Raw genomic sequence first — 16962 nt, 5'->3', positions numbered from 1 at the left:
TTGCTTCTGGCAATTAGTGCCACGCCGAGTAGCCAGGCAATAAAAAAGCCGTTCCTGACTGGCAGGAACGGCTTTTTTTATTGCCTGGCTACTCAAAGCATTACTGCGCGATGCGCTGGCTGAAGGTGCCGGCTACCGTCACGAGGCGCACGATGTAAACGCCTGTGGGCAGCGGGCCCAGGTCGAGGGCCCAGCGGCCGGTTTGGGAAGCGTCGGCTACGGGCGTGGCCTTTTGGAGGCGGCCCACGGCGTCGAATACTTGCACTGTGGCAGGCGCAACCAGCGCCTCGGCGGGCAGGGTGCTGAGCACCACCCACTGGCGGGGCGTGCTACCGGGGTACACGGCCAGGGTTTCGCTGCTGGCGCTGCCCAGCTTCACGGTGCGCACGCCTGAGTAGGTGGTGGTGCCGTCCAAATCAACTTGGCGCAGGCGGTAGTAGCTGACGCCGGGCAGGGGCTGCTCGTCAATGAAGTTGTAGGCTTTTTGGGTTTGGGAAACGCCGGCTGCTTCTACCGTGGCAAAGCTGCTGAATGTCTTGCCATCCATCGAGCGTTCGACCGCGAAGTTGCGGCTGTTCTTTTCCGAAGCCGTCACCCAGTGCAGGGCTACTTGCTTTTTATCGGTGGCCGTAGCCGAGAAGATGACCAGCTCGACGGGAAGTGGCTTGGGGCAAGCCGTGACCAAGGCGTCGCAGGCCCGCTCGTTGGCGTTGGCGCCGGCCACGGGGCCGGGGCAGCCGGTGGTGGCCTGCTGGGCGCACACGGTAGTCACGAGTGAGGCCGCGCAGTTGTTGGCCAGCTTATTTACCGCGCCGTTGCCGCCGTACACGCAGCCCGTGATGCGCACGCTGCCGGTGCCGCAAAGGGTGTTGTTGGCCCCGCCGCCGGTTACGTCCACGTTGCCGTTAATCATCACGCGGCTGTCGTCGGTGATGTTGGAGTTCATTAGCACCAAGTTGCAGTCGGTGGCCAGGGTGGTGGGGGCGGCGGCGTTGAGGGGGGCGTCGACATTGACCGTGGCTTTGTTGACGGTGAGCTGCGCCACCCGCACGGTGCTGCCGGGCGAAACCGTGAGCCAGGTATTCACCTGCGCGCCGGTGCCATCGCCCACTATCAAGTCGGCGCCGCCCACCAGCGACCCGGCGTTCAGCACGCTGATGGAACCGTTTTTGGCCACTTTGTAATTGGTGTCGAGCGATACGTCGAAGCCGTCGATGATGATAATAGCATCGCTGTCAGAAGTAGGCGCGCCGCCGCAGTTAGAATTCCAAGTGCTGGGGCTGGAGAACAAACCACTGCTAACGGCCCGGTAAGTGCATTGGCGCTGAGCAAAAGCATTAATAGTAATAATACTATTTATTGCTATAGCTAATAGGAGGAGTGAAAAAATCTTTTTCATAGTAAAAACTGGATTATTGCGATAGTAATGCAACCCTCCTTTTACAACGAAATCGAATTAAAGATTCGTGAATTATATAATAAGCCAGTAAAGTCCAATTTCATGAACTGGTCTATCGGGCTTGCTGGCTTTGGCAAGGGGGGCCTCGGTTAAAATCGATTTGGTCACTAGACGTGACGTACCGGCGCCCGGCTGACCCGCAGATGGTCGTCAGGCAGTTACCAGGGGTGGTTTGTTGGGAACTGGAAATGGGCTAGGCCCATACCAGTACCACGGCACCGGCCAGGATAAGACCTGCGCCCACGGCACCGCGCATTGAAATCGATTCTCCTAAAAACACTACTGCCAAAAGCAGTGACAGCGCCACACTTAGTTTATCGACTGGGGCCACCCGGGTCACGGGGCCTAGCTGCAGGGCCCGGAAGTAGCACAGCCACGACGCTCCCGTGGCCAAGCCCGACAGCACCAGAAACAGCCAGGTGCGCTGCGTGAGGGTCGGTAGCCCGGCAGTGGCCCCACGCGCTAGGGCAATGCCCCAGGCCAGGAGCAGAATGACCGTGGTGCGAATGGCGGTGGCAAGGTCGGAGTCGACGCCCTTGATACCGACTTTGGCAAAAATGGCGGTGAGGGCGGCAAAGAAGGCCGAGAGCAGCGCGTAGGGAATCCACATGGCAAATGGGGGAGGGGAGAGCGGGTGAAAGGCAAAAAGCCGGATTTAGCTCGTACGACAGGACCCAGAAACCGGCTACGAATGCGGTGGGTTGGTCGATGTTAGTTGCCGGTTTGGGGGGATGAAAGCGTGGTTTGGGCCGAAACAGAGGAGGCCGGACAAGTGGGGTTGCAACTGGAGTTCGTGCTGCAGGCCTCCTCTAGGCATATTTCACCATCCCTTTTTGTATGAAAAAAACACGCTTGCTGGCAGTCCTGCTGCTATTGCTGACCGGTGCCCTGAGTAGCTGCACCAAAGATTCTGCCGATGTAGACTACGTGGTAGGCGCCTGGTACAAACGCTCCCAATTTGAAGGCCTGGCCCGCAACGGCGCGGTGAGCTTCGTGCTGAATGGCAAGGCCTACGTGGGCCTCGGCACCGACGGCACCGACAAATTCACCGATTTCTGGGAATACACCCCCAGCACCAACACCTGGAAGCAGTGTGCTTCCTTCCCGGGCGTGGGGCGCTACTTCGCTATCGGCTTTGCGGCCAACGGCAAAGGCTACGTGGGCACCGGCTATGACGGCCTGAACCGCCTCAAGGACTTCTGGGAATTCGACCCCGCGGCCAATACCTGGACGCAGAAGGCCGACTTTGCCGGCAGTGCCCGCTACGGGGCCGTGGCCTTCGCCATCAACGACAAGGGCTACGTGGGCACGGGCTACGACGGCAACTACAAGAAAGACTTCTGGCAGTACGACCCTCTGACCAACGTCTGGACGCAGAAACCCAGCTTTGGTGGCAACAAGCGCCTGGGGGCGGTGGCTTTCGTGGCCAATAACGAGGGCTACATCTGCACCGGCCTCGACAACGGCGTGTACGAAACCGATAACTGGAGCTACAACCCCGCCACCGAAACCTGGACCGAGCACCGCAAGCTGGAAGGCACCGACACCAACGGCACGGGTTTCGACTTCAGCGCCGTGCCGCGGGCCTACGCGGTGGCCTTCACCATCGGCAACAACGGCTACGTGGCCCTGGGCAACAAAGACACCGCCCTACTGAGCTGCTGGGCCTACAGCCCGACGGACGACAACTGGTACCAGAAAACCGATTTCAGCGGCGCTACCCGCATATCGGGCGTGGGCTTTGGGTTGGGCGATGCGGGCTACGTGGCCCTGGGCGCCAGCGGTAGCACGCGCTACGACGACCTTTGGATACTCGACTCCAATGCCGATGTGGACTAAGGCCTCGGCTACCCGCGCCGCGCGCTGGTTGCGGGCCGGGCACTGGCTGCTGGGCCTGCTGGGACTGCTCTGGGCCTGCGCTGCCTGCGACCCCGTGGGCAACATCACCGTGGATGCCCCCGCCACCGGCGTGGCCAATGATGCCTTTTACGTGGATACCCTGACGGTGCGCGTGGCCACGGTGTGGCACGACTCGGTGCTGACCTCGGCCAGCGACAACCTGCTGGTGGGGCGCTACCAAGCCCCGCGCCTGGGCACCATCACGGCGCGCAGCTACTTCCAGGTAGGCCTGGGCGCTGCCTACATTCCGGCCAGCGACGAGGTGTACGACTCGCTGGTGCTGGTGCTCAAGCCCGACGCCTACCGCTACGGCGACACCACCCAGCTGCAAAACCTGGAAGTGCACCGCCTGCGCGACGCTCTGGTGCCTACGAAAAACTACTACGCCTTCAGCCAGCTGGGCTACGATGCGGCCGCGCTCAACCAGGGCCGCAGCACCCGGCCTTTTGCGGCCCGCCCCAGCGTGCGCACCCTGCGCCTGCGCTTGGCCGATGCCCTGGGCCGCGAGCTGCTGAGCGCCGGCCTGGCCGGCAGCCTCAACACCGATGCCGAGCTGAACAATCGCCTGGCCGGCCTAGTGCTCGCGCCCGGCTCCACCGACGATGCCGCGCTGCTGCGCACGCAACTCAGCACCGAGGGCGGCGCCCTTAATCTTTACACGCACTCGCCCATTGACCCTGGTACCGTCATCACCAAGGCGTTTACGCTGGCTTCGGGCGGCAAGCATTTCTACCAGGTCACGTCCGACCGTACCGGCACCTTGCTAGCTCCGCTCAGCGCTTCGTTGCAGGCGCTCGACGTGGCCCGCACGGCGCAGGAGGCCTACATCGACGGCGCCCTGGGCTGGCAGGTCAAGCTCGAAATACCGTATCTGAACGACTTGCGCAGCTTTGGCTCGCGGCTCACCATTGTGCAGGCCAACCTGACGCTGGAGGTAGTGCCCGGCTCGGCTACCCGCTACCTGGCGCCGCCCAACTCGCTGGTGGCCTACTTGAGCACCCGCGGCAACCAGCAGGGCAGCACCATCGGCGGCAGCACGGCGGCACTGGCCATTCCGTACCAAAGTGGGGTCTCGAACGTGACGGGACTGGAAACTGCCAGCTACACTTTCGTGGCTACCGATTATTGTCAGGCCGTGGTCGACCACACGCTCGACAACAACGGCATCCTGCTGGCCTCTGGTGCCGGTGCCAGCCCGGAGCGGGTGGTGCTGGGCGGCCCCAAGCGCAGCGAAAACCGCCTGAAGCTGGGGCTGTATTTTCTCACGCATTAAAGGAAGGGCCAACTAAATAGCGGGGCTGGTTGCTGTTCGGCGGCAACCAGCCCTTTTCTTGTGGCAGCGGCGCCACCAATTGGGGCGTTTTGCTGTTTAAGGCCTATGCCCACTCCTTCTGCTCCGCGCCCCGACCTGCTGCGTCTCGACTACGATACCTACCGCGCCCTGCCCGCCGTGGCCAACTCGGACCTCTCACGCCTGCGCGATGCCCTCGACGGCCGCCCCGCGCGCGCCCAAAGCAGTGCCAACGACGGTGCCCTGAGCTTCGGCACCGCCTTCCATACGGCCCTGCTGGAACCCGACGACTATGTGGCCGGCCAGCCGGGCCTCAACGACACGCTGGTGTGGTGGCTGGTGGATGGCGTGAAGATGGATACTCGGTTGAACGAGCTGCTGGCCGTGGGCCGTCCCGAAATGAGCGCCCTGTTCACAGAGCCAGAGACCGATACGCTCTGCAAGCTGCGCGCCGACCTCATCGTGGACAACCCGGAGCACCCTTTTACCATCATCGACTTCAAAACCACCATGGCGCGCGATGCCGACCACTTCCTCTGGCAATGCTCGGCTTATGATTACGACCGCCAGGCCGCTTTCTACACCGATGCCCTGCAGGCCGAACGGTTTCTGCTGGTGGGCGTGCAGAAAGTTGAGCCCTTCGGCGTGTTCACCATTGAGGTGAGCCCGCAGATGCTGGCCGAAGGCCGCCAGAAGTACCAGCGCCTGCTGCGCCTGCTGAAGGCGCCCGCCACCGCCCCCGCCTACCGTGCCGACGCCGTGCAGGCCGCGGTTGATGCCCTGGGCCTGGGGCCGGAAGAATAGAGAATCTAATACCCATCGGTTTATAGAAAAGCCCCTTCTCCATGCAGATAAGGGGCTTTTTTTATTTTTATAAAGAAACTTACTAATTAGTAAGTAAGTATTATCTTTGTTCCGTAATGTCAAATCCAGCACATCAAGCCGCCCTCGCACCGGACACCCGCACTCGCATTCTCGACCTGGCCGAAACGCTGCTGCTGGAGCGGGGCTTCAATGCCTTCAGTTACCAGCACCTGGCTAAGGAATTGGGCGTGAAACCAGCGGCCATTCACTATCATTACCCCAGCAAGGACGACCTAGGCACGGCCCTGGTGACCCGCCAGCTGCGGCGCCTGCGCAAGTGGCGCGACCTGCCCCGTGTGGCCGACTTGCCACCGGCCGCCCAATTCGAAGCCCTGCTGGCCGTGTATGACAACCACCTGGGCCACGACCGCCGGGTGTGCCTGTTCGGCGCACTAGCGGCCGACTTCCGCACCCTGCCGCCCGCCATGCAGGCCGAACTGCGCACCTTCAACCGGGAACTGACCGAGTGGCTGGCCCAAGTGCTGGCCGTGGGCCGCGCCACGGGCGGCCTGCGTTTTGTGGGCAGCCCGGCGGCTAAGGCGGCGCAGGTGCTCATCACGCTGGCCGGGGCGCTACAGGCCGCCCGCGTGCACGACGAAACCCCGTTTCAGGTCATTGTGGGTCAGCTGCGGCTGGAGCTGCTGGCCTGATATAGCGGCAACATGCCGGTTTTACATTCTTTTTCACCTGCGCTATGACCAACACCTTCTCGCCCGCCCACGACTATTTTCCGCTCGAAGCTCCGGCGCGCCCTGCCGCCCCACGGGTGCGCTACCCCTCGCCGCCGGCGGGCTTGCGGCTGTTGCGCGGGCAGCTGAAGGTACTCTCGGTCATGGCGCCCGGCCTGGCGTTCCGGCGAGCCTGGCAGGTGTTTTGCACGCCGCGTCGGCTGCCGCAAAAAGATTGGGAGGTGCCTGCACTGGCCGATGCCCGGCGCCGCACCGTTGCTTCCGGCGCCGGCTCTGTGGCGGTGTATGAATGGGGCCCAGGCGCAGCGCCGGCCGTGGTGCTGGTGCACGGTTGGGAGCACCGGGCCAGCTTCTGGCGGGCCTGGGTGCAGCCGCTGCTGGCGGCGGGCTACCGCGTGGTGGCCCTCGACGGGCCGGCCCATGGCGCTTCCAGCGGCAAGATGACTACGCTCACGGACTTTGGCGGGGCGGTGCAGGCCGTCGTTGATGCGGTGGGGGAGGTGCGCGCCATTGTGGCGCATTCGTTTGGCGGGGCGGCGGTGGCGGGCTTGCCGGTGCGCCTGCCGGGCGGGCAGCCGCTGCCACGTCTGGTGCTGCTGAGTACGCCCATCGGCCCGCGGGCCGTGGCTGGGCGGTTTGCGGATTTTCTGCACTTGCCTCGCACGTTCGTGGAGCAGTTTGCCCGCTACGTGCAGCAGGCCACGGGCCGCACGGCCGAGTCGTTTGGGGCGGCCGTGGCGGGTCCCACGGCTGGCACCGAGCGGGTGCTGGTGCTGCACGACGAGGACGACGAAATCATTCCTTTTGCCGAAGGCCGTCAAATAGCTGCTGCCTGGCCGGGCGCAACGCTGCAGGCTACCAAAGGGCTGGGGCACAACCGCATTTTGCGCGATGCCGCTGTGGTGCAGGCGGGCGTGGCCTTTATTGGGTAAAAGGCGACGGCGGGCATCTTCAGTGCGTGCGGGCGCGTAAGCAGCACCGTTCACGCACCCTAAAACCACTTTGTTTTGGCTCCATCGCAAGCTCCCATTCCGCCCGCTCAACATCCTACTATTGTATTGGCCGGCGCCACCGGCGATTTGGGTCTGCGTATCGCCCGGCACTTGGTGCAACGTGGGGCCGCGGTGCGGGCGCTGGTGCGCGGCGGCAACACCGGTCCGGCCATGGCTGTCCTGCGCGAGTTGGGCGCCACGGTGGTGGAAATTGATTTTAACAGCGTAACGGCTCTGACGCAGGCTTGTGCCGGCGCCGACTGCGTAGTTTCGGCACTGTCGGGCCTGCGTGAGGTGATTGTGGACGCCCAGAAGCGGCTGCTCGATGCGGCGGTGGCGGCTGGGGTGCCGCGTTTTATTCCGTCGGACTACTGCATCGACTACACCAAGCTGCCCGCCGGCGGCAACCGCAACCTCGACCTGCGCCGCGAGTTCAACCAAAGGCTCGACCAGGCGCCCATTGCCGCCACGTCTGTCCTCAACGGTATGTTCACCGATTTGCTAACCGGGCAGGCTCCGGTGGTGCTTTTTGGCCTGAAACGCGTGGTGTACTGGGGCGATGCCAATCAGCCGCTGGACTTCACCACCATCGAGAACACCGCCGAGTTTACCGCCGCGGCCGCCCTCGACCCGCACACGCCGCGCTACCTGCGGGTAGCTGGCGAAGTGGCCACCATTCGCGACGTGCAACGGGCCGCCAGCGCCGCCACGGGCCAGCCGTTCCGCCTGCTATGGGCCGGCAGCGTGGGCGTGCTGGGTGCCCTCAGCAAGCTCACCAAGGCTATGATGCCCAAAAGTGATGACGTGTTTCCGCCCTGGCAGGGCATGCAGTACTTGCACGACATGTTTACCGGCCAGTCCAAGCTGAGCCCGCTCGACAACGCCCGCTACCCCGAAATCCGGTGGACTTCGGTGCAGGAAGTCCTGGCCACGCGTCCGCGAGAGGAGAAGTAAAGGCCGTCATGCAGAGCGTAGCATCTTGCTTGATTCGTCGCAGAAGCAGTGATTACTGCCACAAGCGAGATGCTTCGCTGCGCGCTGCATGATGTTCTAACGGGGGTTGCTAACAGACCCTACAATTATTCACAGATTCAAGCTTTAAATACTCGTTAGGCCTTCGGCGGCCAACTGCCGCAGCACCTCGCGCAGCCCGGCGGCTTCGCTTATCATGCGCCCGATGTGCTGCACGTATTCCGCCTCAGCCCGCAGGTCGCGCTTGAGTTGGCGCAATTCCAATTCTTGCTTGCGGCCCGAGCCCGTGACGAAGCCGTTGGGGCCGTATTTCAGTTCGTTCATTTGCTGCTTCAGCTGGGTTTGCTGCTGGAGCAAGGCGCGGGTGTAGCGGGCCAGCACGTCGTCGGCCTCCGCGTCGGCGGGGCCCGATTCGGCCAATAGCTGGAGTAGCGTGTACAGGTCGTCGGCCTCGTAGGCTTCGGTGATGCGCTGCATCAGGGCCGTGCGGGCGGCTTGCTTTTCGGGGTCGCGCTCCAGGTCGGGATGGTGCTGGCGGGCCAGCTGGCGGTAGATGGTTTTGGCGTTGGACTCGAGTTGCTGCTGGTCGGCGCGGGCGGCTTGGGCGGCGGCTTCCTGCTGGCGTTGGGCCTTGGTTTTGCGGCGGGCGCGGGCGGCCTGGGCGGCTTGCTCGTGCGGTGGCAGGGTGGGGTCGGGGATAAATTCGGGCGCAGCCTCCGCCTTGGTCTCGTTTGGTTGTTTATCGAACTGCGCTCCGGGGCCACGCCCGTGGGGCGCATACTTGCGAATTATCTCGCCCTCGTCCTCCCCAAACCGGTCTTCTAGGGCCCGCGCGTTGCCCAGAATTACTTCTGTAATCTGCTGCTCCTCCAGGCGGCTGAAGTAGCCCAGCAGCAGGGCTTCTTCCAACGCCGGAAATAGGTCGCGCCGGGCTGCCACCACGGCCGCAGCTGCCGGCCCCACCTGCTGCCAGTAACGTCGCCGGGCCTCGGCTTGCTCGGCACGCAGGTCGCGCAGCCGCTCGCGCAGGTTTTCCACGTCCAGAATAGCTTGCCGGAAGGCCTGTTGCGCAGGCGTGCCGGTGGGCTGCTCATCGGTGCGAACGGGAACCGTAATGCGGTTGGGATGCGCGGAATTGGGGTTTTTCATCGCCGGCAAAGGTACGCCCGGGGCCTAGGGCCACAGTTCAAACGCTACTCGAAACGTGTTGCAGTGCGCGTCTACGATGTCGGCCAGCCGCTCGGAGTAACCGCCGCCCATGCTCACGGCCACCGGCAAATGCTGCGCCCGGCACAGGCCCAGCACCAGTTCATCGCGCTGTCGGCATCCGGCCGGCGTGAGCGCCAGCTTGCCCAGCTTGTCGGTTGCCAGCACATCCACGCCGGCCTGGTAAAAGATGAAATCGGGCCGCACCCGCGCCACCAGCGGCGCCAGCGTAGCGGAGAGCTGCGCCAGATACTCGGCATCGCCGGTGCCCAGCGCCAGCGGAATGTCCAGGTCCGACTGCTCCTTGCGCAGCGGATAATTGGCCCCGGCGTGCATCGAAAACGTGAACACGCGCGGCTCATCCCAGAAAATGCTGGCCGTGCCGTCGCCCTGGTGCACATCCAAATCCACTATCAGAATCTGCCGGGCCAGCCCGTGCGCCAGCAGGTGCGCGGCGGCAATGGCCTGGTCGTTCAGCACGCAAAATCCCTCGCCTCGGTCAGCAAAGGCGTGATGGGTGCCGCCCGCCAGGTTCAGCCCGATGCCATCGCGCAGGGCCCGCAAGGCCGATTGCAACGTGCCCGCGCTGCTGCTCAGTGAGCGGCGCACTAGCTGCGGGCTTTGTGGCAGCCCCAGGTTGCGCACCTCGCGGGCCGAGAGCTGCAAGTCGCGCACCTTGTGCCAGTACTCGGCCGTGTGCACCCGTAGCACATCTTCCTCGGCGCACAGCCCCGGCTCATAAAAGTCCTCCGGCGCCGCAATGCCCTGCCACAACAGCTGCTCCCGAATCAGGGCGTATTTGGCGATGGGGAAGCGGTGGCCGGCGGGCAGGTCGAGGGTATAGTGGTCGGAAGTGGCGAGGCGGGGCATGTAGCCGTAATACCAGAAAGCCGGGGTCGGAGTTCTTGTTTTTGGATGAGGGCGAAAAAAATATTTATTGATAAAATCTGCTTAATTCATTTGAATTCGCGGGTTGAGAAAAATATTTAATAATTAATTTGAAAATAATTTGCGTGATAAAAATTAATTACAAACCTTTGTCGCACCAAAAGCAAACAACCATGTACCGCCACACATTCCTCACCAGTAATTCGGATAAGAAACAGCTAGGTTGGCTGTCTCCGCTCGGTACGTTTGCCTGATTTCAGCACCCCGCTGAAACCCGACACCGCCCGAGCCCATAAGCTCGGGTTTTTTGTTGCTAGCCGGTTTTCAACCGCTTGCCTCATTCAATCCATGCGCAATATCCGCCCCAGTTACCTGCCCAAACAGTTCCAGCTCCGGCCCGATGGTGGCTTGCTGGATGGGTGCGGCCGTGCTTCTCTTCTTTGTTGGAAACGCTGATAACCTCGGCGCAAACTCCCGCGAAATAGAAAAGCCCGGCCCTCAAGGCCGGGCTTTTTCGTGTAATTAATTGCCAAATAAAAACACGTTTTTATTTGAACAGGAAAGGTGCGCCTAATCCAAATCGAGTAAAAACTGAATTTCGGTTAATTAATTATTGCGCGATAATTCCGCTGCGTATTTCTGCATTTCCACCTTTTTAATTTCTGTTTTCACCATGCGCTTCTTAGCTCCTCCTCCCGCTCATCGGCCCCTTGCAATGGGCCAGCCGCTCCAGCCAGCGGCCCACCGGTTGCGCCCTGCGCGAAACCAAAAACGGCTGAAACCGGGCCGCTCCCTGCGGGCGCCCACTTCTCCCTATCGAAAACCTAGCTAGGCACTGTCTGCGGGCAGGCTCCCGCTTTATGGCAAACCGTAACAAACCGATTCCGGCGGCAACCCTCCGCTGGCAAGAGGCTGGTGCCGCCCTCGCGCGGCACGTCGACTGGCGCAAATGGCCCCTGTCGAAGAAAGTTGATTATATGTTTTCCTTTCCCTCGCCGCGCGACTTGTACAATGCCGTGGGCGTGCACTCGGAACTGGCGCACCTCTACGCGGCTTGTGTGATGGGCCGGCCGGTGGCCGTGCAACACAGCATCCGCAAGGCGCTGCAGCTGCTGGCCACCAAGCCAATGGCGCTGCTGTTCCGGCCCGAGCTGGGCCCGGCCGTGGCGGCGCTGGCCGAACGCTACCAGCAGCGGGTGCGCGAACTGGCCGACTGGAAGCCGAAGAGCAACAACGCTTTCCGGCAGCTGGTGAGCCTGGTACAGCACCTCTTCGACCAGTACGGCAACCTGCCGGCTTGGCTGCTCAACGCCTGGACGCAGCCGTCGTTGGTGGAGGATGGCGTAAACCTGCCCGACCTGACGCTGCACTTGGGCTGGGGCCGCTCGCTGCGCAGCTTCGCCGGCCTGCCCGTGAAACTCAGCAAACGGCTGGAGCACGGCATGCGGCAGGCCCCCGCTGGCTGCACGTTTCGCGAAGCCTTGCGCTACGCCCAACTCGCGGCCCGCGACGCGCTGGAATGGTGGGGCTTGGTGATGGAGTCGCGCTTGGGCCGGGCGCCGCTGCTCGACGATGACTTCTGGCTGAGCGTGGTCGACTTTTTCGTGGCCGCGCCCATGGTCGACCCGCGGCACTTTGGCCCCGTGTGCGACTGGATTCACCAGAAGCGCAGCGTGGGCATCGGCCCCGAGCCGCCGCAGCCGGGCTTTTCGCTGAAGGGCCGCAGCATGGCGTCGGTGCTGGCCCAGGCCGAGCGCTGGCACCAGGGCCAGGCCCGCGAGCGCCGGCGCCTGGGCGAGGTGGAGCCGGACGCCAACCACCGCTGGACCGGCCTGCCCGTGGCCGATTTCGTGGACGGCCCGGTCCGCATCGAGCAGCTCCTTACCTACGGCCAGTTGGTGGCAGAGGGGCGGGCGCTGCACCACTGCGTGGCCACCTACCTGCAATCGTGCCGGCAGGGCCGCTGCGGCATCTTCTCCCTCACCGTGGACGGGGCCCGCGCCCTGACCCTGGAAGTGGACGCCAGCCGCAAACTGGTGCAGGTGCGCGGCAAGCACAACCGCTGGATGACCGCCGCCGAGAGCAAGTGGGTAAACCAGTGGCTCGACGAAGCTCGTCTGGTGCTGTCCCGGCACGTTCACGTTGCCGGATAACACAGTCTATTCAAAACAAGAGCTAATGCTCTTACTGCTTGTGCGCTAAATGCCTGCTCGCTTAGCGCTCATTTCAAAATCAATCCTTCTAATTCCCACCACTATGCGCTTCAACTTCTTCTCCCGCAAAGCCGCTCCCACGGTAAACCACGAAGGCGCACCCGCCTTCACGCTCACCCCGGCGGTGGAGCTGTACGCCGCCGTGGCTACCGCCGCGCTCAGCGACCAGTTCTACGAAAAAGCCGACACCCGCTTGGCGCGCCTGCGCGAACTGGTGGCGAAGAACGAGCCGCGTTTTGTGGCGCAGCTGGCGGTGTATGCCCGCGAGCGGTTGAACCTGCGCTCAGTGCCGCTGGTACTGTGCGTGGAACTGGCCCGCCTGCACCGTGGCGACAGCCTCGTGAGCCGCCTGGTGGCCCGCGTGGTGCAGCGCCCCGATGAAATCACAGAATTGCTGGCCTTCTACGCCCAGGCCAACACCCGGAGCGGGACCAAAATCCTCAACCGCCTTTCCAAGCAGCTGCAGAAAGGCTTGGCGCTCAGCTTCAACCGTTTCGACGGCTACCAGCTGGCCAAGTACGACCGTGACGGCGCGGTGCGCCTGCGTGATGCCCTCTTTCTCGTTCACCCGAATGCGAAAGACGAGGCCCAGCAAGCCTTGTTCGACCAGCTGGTGCGCGGTGAACTGCCCACGCCCTACACTTGGGAAACCGAGCTTTCGGCGGTAGGGCAGGGGACCTACGCTTCCGATGCGGACCGGCAAACGGCCGTCCGCCAAACCTGGGAAACGCTCATTGGCAGTGGCAAGCTGGGCTACATGGCTTTGCTCCGCAACCTGCGCAACATCATGGAAGCCAATATTTCGGCGGCCACGATGGAGCAGGTGTGCGACACCCTGGCCGACCGGTTTGCGGTGGCGCGCAGCAAGCAGCTGCCGTTCCGCTTCCTGGCCGCTTACCGCGAGGTGAAAGCCTTGCAAAGCGGCCACGTGGCCGGCGTACTGGCAGCCCTGGAAACGGCCATTGCGCACAGCGCCGTGAACCTGCGCGGTTTCGGGCACGACACCCGCGTGGTGCTGGCCTGCGACGTGTCGGGCTCGATGCAGCAACCCATTTCGGCTCGCAGCAAAGTGCTGCTCTACGACGTGGGTCTGGTGCTTAGCATGTTGCTGCAGAGCCGCTGCCAGAACGTGATTACCGGCATGTTCGGCAACATCTGGAAGCGCATCAGCCTGCCCCGCGGCCCGGTGCTGCGCAACGTGGATGAACTCTACCAGCGCGAAGGCGAGGTGGGCTACGCCACCAACGGCCACCTAGTGGTAGAGGAGCTGTTGCTGCGCCGCGAGGTGGTAGACAAGGTGATGATTTTCACCGACTGCCAGCTCTGGAACAGCACCGGTGATGGCGGAGTGTTCGGTCGCATCTGGGCCGACTACCGTCGCACCGTGGCGCCAAATGCCCGCCTCTACCTCTTCGACCTAGCCGGGCACGGCACCGCCCCGCTGGAGGTGCGCCCCGAAACGGGCGTGGCCCTCATCGCCGGCTGGTCCGACAAGGTATTTGACGTGCTGAGCGCGCTGGATAACGGCGGCTCGGCCCTGACGGAGATTGAGAAAATTGATTTGTAACTGTCTAATGCAGATATAAATCATCTGTCATCCTGAGCGTAGCTAAGGAGCTTATCACGGTCGCGTTTAACAGAATTACTGCGAACCGTTCTTCGTTAATAAGGTCCTTCGCTGCGCTCAGGATGACAGAAAAACAACAAAAACCGGCCGGGCAATAAAGCGGAACCCCCGGCCGCTGCGGTGCAAGGTGGCGTAGGCGTGGCCTACTTCGCGGGTGCTGGGTGGCCGCTTCGGCGGCGAGGGTTCGAATCCCTTCATCAAATGTGGCCCGCCGCTCATTCCCCTTGCTTTTGGGAACTGCTTTAAAATAAAAACTACATGACTCACGTTTAAAAACTGCCGACATGAGGAAGACGGCTGCCCACTCGGGGTAGTCGCCGACCGGGACGGGGCCACTGCGGTGACCCGTCCCACCCCGGCAGAATCCGCTTGGTTCGGGTGCCGTAGGCGGGCGTTACTTCGTTGGTTGAAATCTGACTGTTAATCAGAGAGACTGGGTTCGAATCCCCCTCCGCAGCCCCGGCTGCGGTTGACACGCCCGCCGCTTGTTGCCCTGAATTTTTCGGGAGTTAAGTTAAAAAATACGTTTCTGGATGGGTGCCGTAGCCGGGCCGTTCTTCGCCATTCCCAGGTATGGTCGCGGGTTCGACTCCCGAAGTGCTGCCGCAAGGCAGGGCGTAACTGCGTAACGGTAGGGCCATACCGACTGGCCCGGCGCCTGTTGCCCCGCCCGGAAACAAAAGCTTGCATTGGGTGCCGTAGACTGGTGATACTTCGGAAATCAGTTCTGTAAAGAATTGCGGGTTCGAGTCCCGTCTTGCAGCGTGAAAACTGCAAGTGGCGAAATTGGTAGACGCGCTATTTAATAGACACCAGTCGCTTTTTGCCCCAATGCATTGAATTCAATTCCTGTCCGGGTGTCGTAGCCCGGCCATACTTCGCACTCCTAATGCCCAGGTCGCGGGTTCGAATCCCGCCGGAAACTGCGCAAGCAGTAGCCGTAGCTCAGTTGGTAGAGCAGGAAAGGCCGGGCGCATGTTGCCCCGGACAGGTTTTGTTGATGTAGCGTGGACTCTGCGAGTCCGCGCATTGCAAAACGTTCACCCAGGCGCGGACTCGCAGAGTCCACGCTACAAACCTAACCGGATGCCGTAGTCTCGCGCTACTTCGACATGCCACGTCGGCCCTGCGGGGCCACCACGCGAGACGCTTATTGCTTCGGTTTTTCTGGATAAAACGGGCTGGTGCCGTAGCACCGCCATACTTCGTTAAGGACGATGGGGTCGCCGGTTCGAGGCCGGCCCGTGGGCTTCGGCCCGCGGTAGCTCAGTTGGTTAGAGCACATATGTAGGCGCTGCGCCTGTTGCCCGGCCCGTTTTATTTCTTTTTCATCAATCAACGACGGAGGCCTACTTAAGCGCCCCCGCCTCGTGCCACAACCATTCTCATGGCCTCACAACTACGCGGCAACGACCTCCGAAACCTCGGTTTCCCCGAGGGCCGTGCCATCGGGCTCGCGCTGGCCCAATTGCAGCGCAAGCACCTCAAGAAACTCTCTCAAACCGACCAGCTGGCTTTGCTAGGTCAACTTTTAGCCAACCCCAACGACTACCTCACGCACCTGGATTGGAGCCACACGGCCGCGGCCCTGCTGCCCCCGCCCAACCGCCACATCGGCCTGGTAGAGCGCAAGGATTACGCCGTGTTCGGGGCCGAGCACATCGACCCTAGCGCCATCCACCAAATGGAAACGGCCATGAAACTGCCCGTGACCGTGGCCGGCGCGCTCATGCCCGACGCCCACCACGGCTACGGCCTGCCCATCGGCGGCGTACTGGCCACGGATAACGCCGTGATTCCCTACGCCGTGGGCGTCGACATCGGCTGCCGCATGGCCCTGTCGGTGTTCGATTTGCCACCCAAATACCTAGCGCAGCGTACCCAGGAGCTGCGCAGCCTGCTGCTCGAAAACACTCGTTTCGGCAGCGGCCGTGGCTTCGAGCGCGGCCAGCGGCTGGACCACGCCGTGCTTGACCGAGCCGAGTTCCGAGAAATTCCTTTCCTGAAAAACAAGCTCGATAAGGCTGCTGAGCAAGTAGGAACATCCGGCTCCGGCAACCACTTCGTAGAATTCGGCATTGTCGAAATCACCGAGGCGGAAAACGAGCTGGGTGTGCCCGTAGGCCAGTACCTGGGCGTGTTGTCGCACTCCGGCTCGCGGGGGCTGGGCGCCGGCATCGCCGAGCGCTACACTAAGCTGGCCAAGGACGTGTGCCAACTGCCCGGCGAAGCCCAGCACCTCGCCTGGCTCGGCCTCGACACTGAAGCCGGCCAGGAATACTGGGCCGCCATGACGCTGGCCGGCGACTACGCCTCGGCCTGCCACGAGCAGATTCACCGCCGCCTGGCCAAAGCCCTGGGCGAAAAACCCCTGGCAAAGGTGGAAAACCACCACAACTTCGCCTGGAAAGAACGGCTGGCCGATGGCCGCGAGGTCATCACCCACCGCAAGGGCGCCACGCCGGCCAGCGCGGGCGTGCTGGGCATCATCCCCGGCTCGATGACAGCGCCTGGCTTCATCGTGCGCGGCCGGGGCGTGGCCGAGTCGCTGGCTTCGGCTTCGCACGGAGCGGGGCGGCTGTTGTCGCGCACCCGCGCCAAGGCCGAACTGGGCGAAGGCCAGGTGCGCAAGTACCTCGCTGAGCACGGCATCGAGCTCATCGGCGGCGGGCTCGACGAGGCTCCGCAGGCCTACAAGGACATCCGCGCCGTGATGGCTAGCCAGCGCGAATTAGTGGACGTGCTGGGTTCGTTCACGCCCAGGATTGTGCGGATGGACGGGGCGTAAAACCTCATTCGCTAGCTTCTTATCTCAGAGGTGTTTAGCAGTGCAAGGTGAAATGGAATAGCTTTGCTTTATCG

The 16962-nt window shown here is 62.8% G+C and carries 13 protein-coding genes; 9 read left to right on the top strand and 4 right to left on the bottom strand.

The features are described from left to right. Window positions 1-100: 100 nt before the first annotated feature. Window positions 101-1291 (bottom strand): T9SS type A sorting domain-containing protein, encoded by a 1191-nt coding sequence (locus I2I01_RS16665; RefSeq protein WP_196287644.1) that lies wholly within the window; start codon window positions 1289-1291, stop codon window positions 101-103. A 361-nt stretch (window positions 1292-1652) separates the two neighbouring features. Beyond that, on the bottom strand, window positions 1653-2069 hold the full coding sequence (locus I2I01_RS16660; RefSeq protein ID WP_196287643.1) for an EamA family transporter: 417 nt from the start codon (window positions 2067-2069) through the stop codon (window positions 1653-1655). 227 nt (window positions 2070-2296) lie between these two features. Between I2I01_RS16660 and I2I01_RS16655 the strand changes: the two genes are divergently transcribed. The 6 genes from I2I01_RS16655 to I2I01_RS16630 all read left to right on the top strand — a co-directional run bounded on the left by I2I01_RS16655 (window position 2297) and on the right by I2I01_RS16630 (window position 8148). Continuing rightward, on the top strand, window positions 2297-3298 hold the full coding sequence (locus tag I2I01_RS16655; RefSeq protein WP_196287642.1) for a Kelch repeat-containing protein: 1002 nt from the start codon (window positions 2297-2299) through the stop codon (window positions 3296-3298). Then, on the top strand, window positions 3288-4631 hold the full coding sequence (locus tag I2I01_RS16650; protein ID WP_196287641.1) for a DUF4270 family protein: 1344 nt from the start codon (window positions 3288-3290) through the stop codon (window positions 4629-4631). Before I2I01_RS16655 ends, I2I01_RS16650 begins: the two co-directional genes overlap by 11 nt. A 105-nt stretch (window positions 4632-4736) precedes the next feature. Further along, window positions 4737-5453 (top strand): PD-(D/E)XK nuclease-like domain-containing protein, encoded by a 717-nt coding sequence (locus I2I01_RS16645; protein ID WP_196287640.1) that lies wholly within the window; start codon window positions 4737-4739, stop codon window positions 5451-5453. A 116-nt stretch (window positions 5454-5569) separates the two neighbouring features. Further along, complete coding sequence (locus I2I01_RS16640) at window positions 5570-6163, top strand: TetR/AcrR family transcriptional regulator (protein WP_196287639.1); 594 nt, start codon at window positions 5570-5572, stop codon at window positions 6161-6163. 44 nt (window positions 6164-6207) lie between these two features. Continuing rightward, window positions 6208-7134 (top strand): alpha/beta fold hydrolase, encoded by a 927-nt coding sequence (locus I2I01_RS16635; RefSeq protein ID WP_196287638.1) that lies wholly within the window; start codon window positions 6208-6210, stop codon window positions 7132-7134. Between the two features lie 75 nt (window positions 7135-7209). Further along, entirely contained in the window at window positions 7210-8148 is a 939-nt protein-coding gene (locus I2I01_RS16630) for an aromatic alcohol reductase (RefSeq protein WP_230679178.1), read from the top strand. A gap of 144 nt (window positions 8149-8292) precedes the next feature. Here the strand turns inward: I2I01_RS16630 and I2I01_RS16625 are convergent, their stop codons facing one another. Both I2I01_RS16625 and I2I01_RS16620 read right to left on the bottom strand, forming a co-directional pair. After that, the gene (locus I2I01_RS16625; RefSeq protein WP_196287637.1) at window positions 8293-9315 is read right to left on the bottom strand and encodes a J domain-containing protein; all 1023 of its coding nucleotides are present in this window, start codon (window positions 9313-9315) and stop codon (window positions 8293-8295) included. Between the two features lie 24 nt (window positions 9316-9339). Continuing rightward, window positions 9340-10242: a histone deacetylase family protein gene (locus I2I01_RS16620; RefSeq protein WP_196287636.1), complete on the bottom strand. Its 903-nt coding sequence runs from the start codon at window positions 10240-10242 to the stop codon at window positions 9340-9342. A 995-nt stretch (window positions 10243-11237) separates the two neighbouring features. On the opposite strand from I2I01_RS16620, the gene I2I01_RS16615 reads away from it, so the two are divergent. The 3 genes from I2I01_RS16615 (at window position 11238) to I2I01_RS16605 (ending at window position 16888) form a co-directional block, all read left to right on the top strand. Then, the gene (locus I2I01_RS16615) at window positions 11238-12413 is read left to right on the top strand and encodes a PcfJ domain-containing protein (protein WP_196287635.1); all 1176 of its coding nucleotides are present in this window, start codon (window positions 11238-11240) and stop codon (window positions 12411-12413) included. 103 nt (window positions 12414-12516) lie between these two features. Next, window positions 12517-14040: a TROVE domain-containing protein gene (locus tag I2I01_RS16610; protein ID WP_196287634.1), complete on the top strand. Its 1524-nt coding sequence runs from the start codon at window positions 12517-12519 to the stop codon at window positions 14038-14040. A 1447-nt stretch (window positions 14041-15487) separates the two neighbouring features. Then, window positions 15488-16888, top strand: coding sequence for an RtcB family protein (locus I2I01_RS16605; RefSeq protein WP_196287633.1), 1401 nt, complete (start codon window positions 15488-15490; stop codon window positions 16886-16888). The last annotated feature ends 74 nt before the right edge of the window (window positions 16889-16962 follow it).

Source organism: Hymenobacter properus, from assembly GCF_015694735.1.
GTDB lineage: Bacteria > Bacteroidota > Bacteroidia > Cytophagales > Hymenobacteraceae > Hymenobacter > Hymenobacter properus.
The sequence above is the reverse complement of the archived record's forward strand: the minus strand, read 5'-3'. Positions and strand labels throughout refer to the sequence as shown.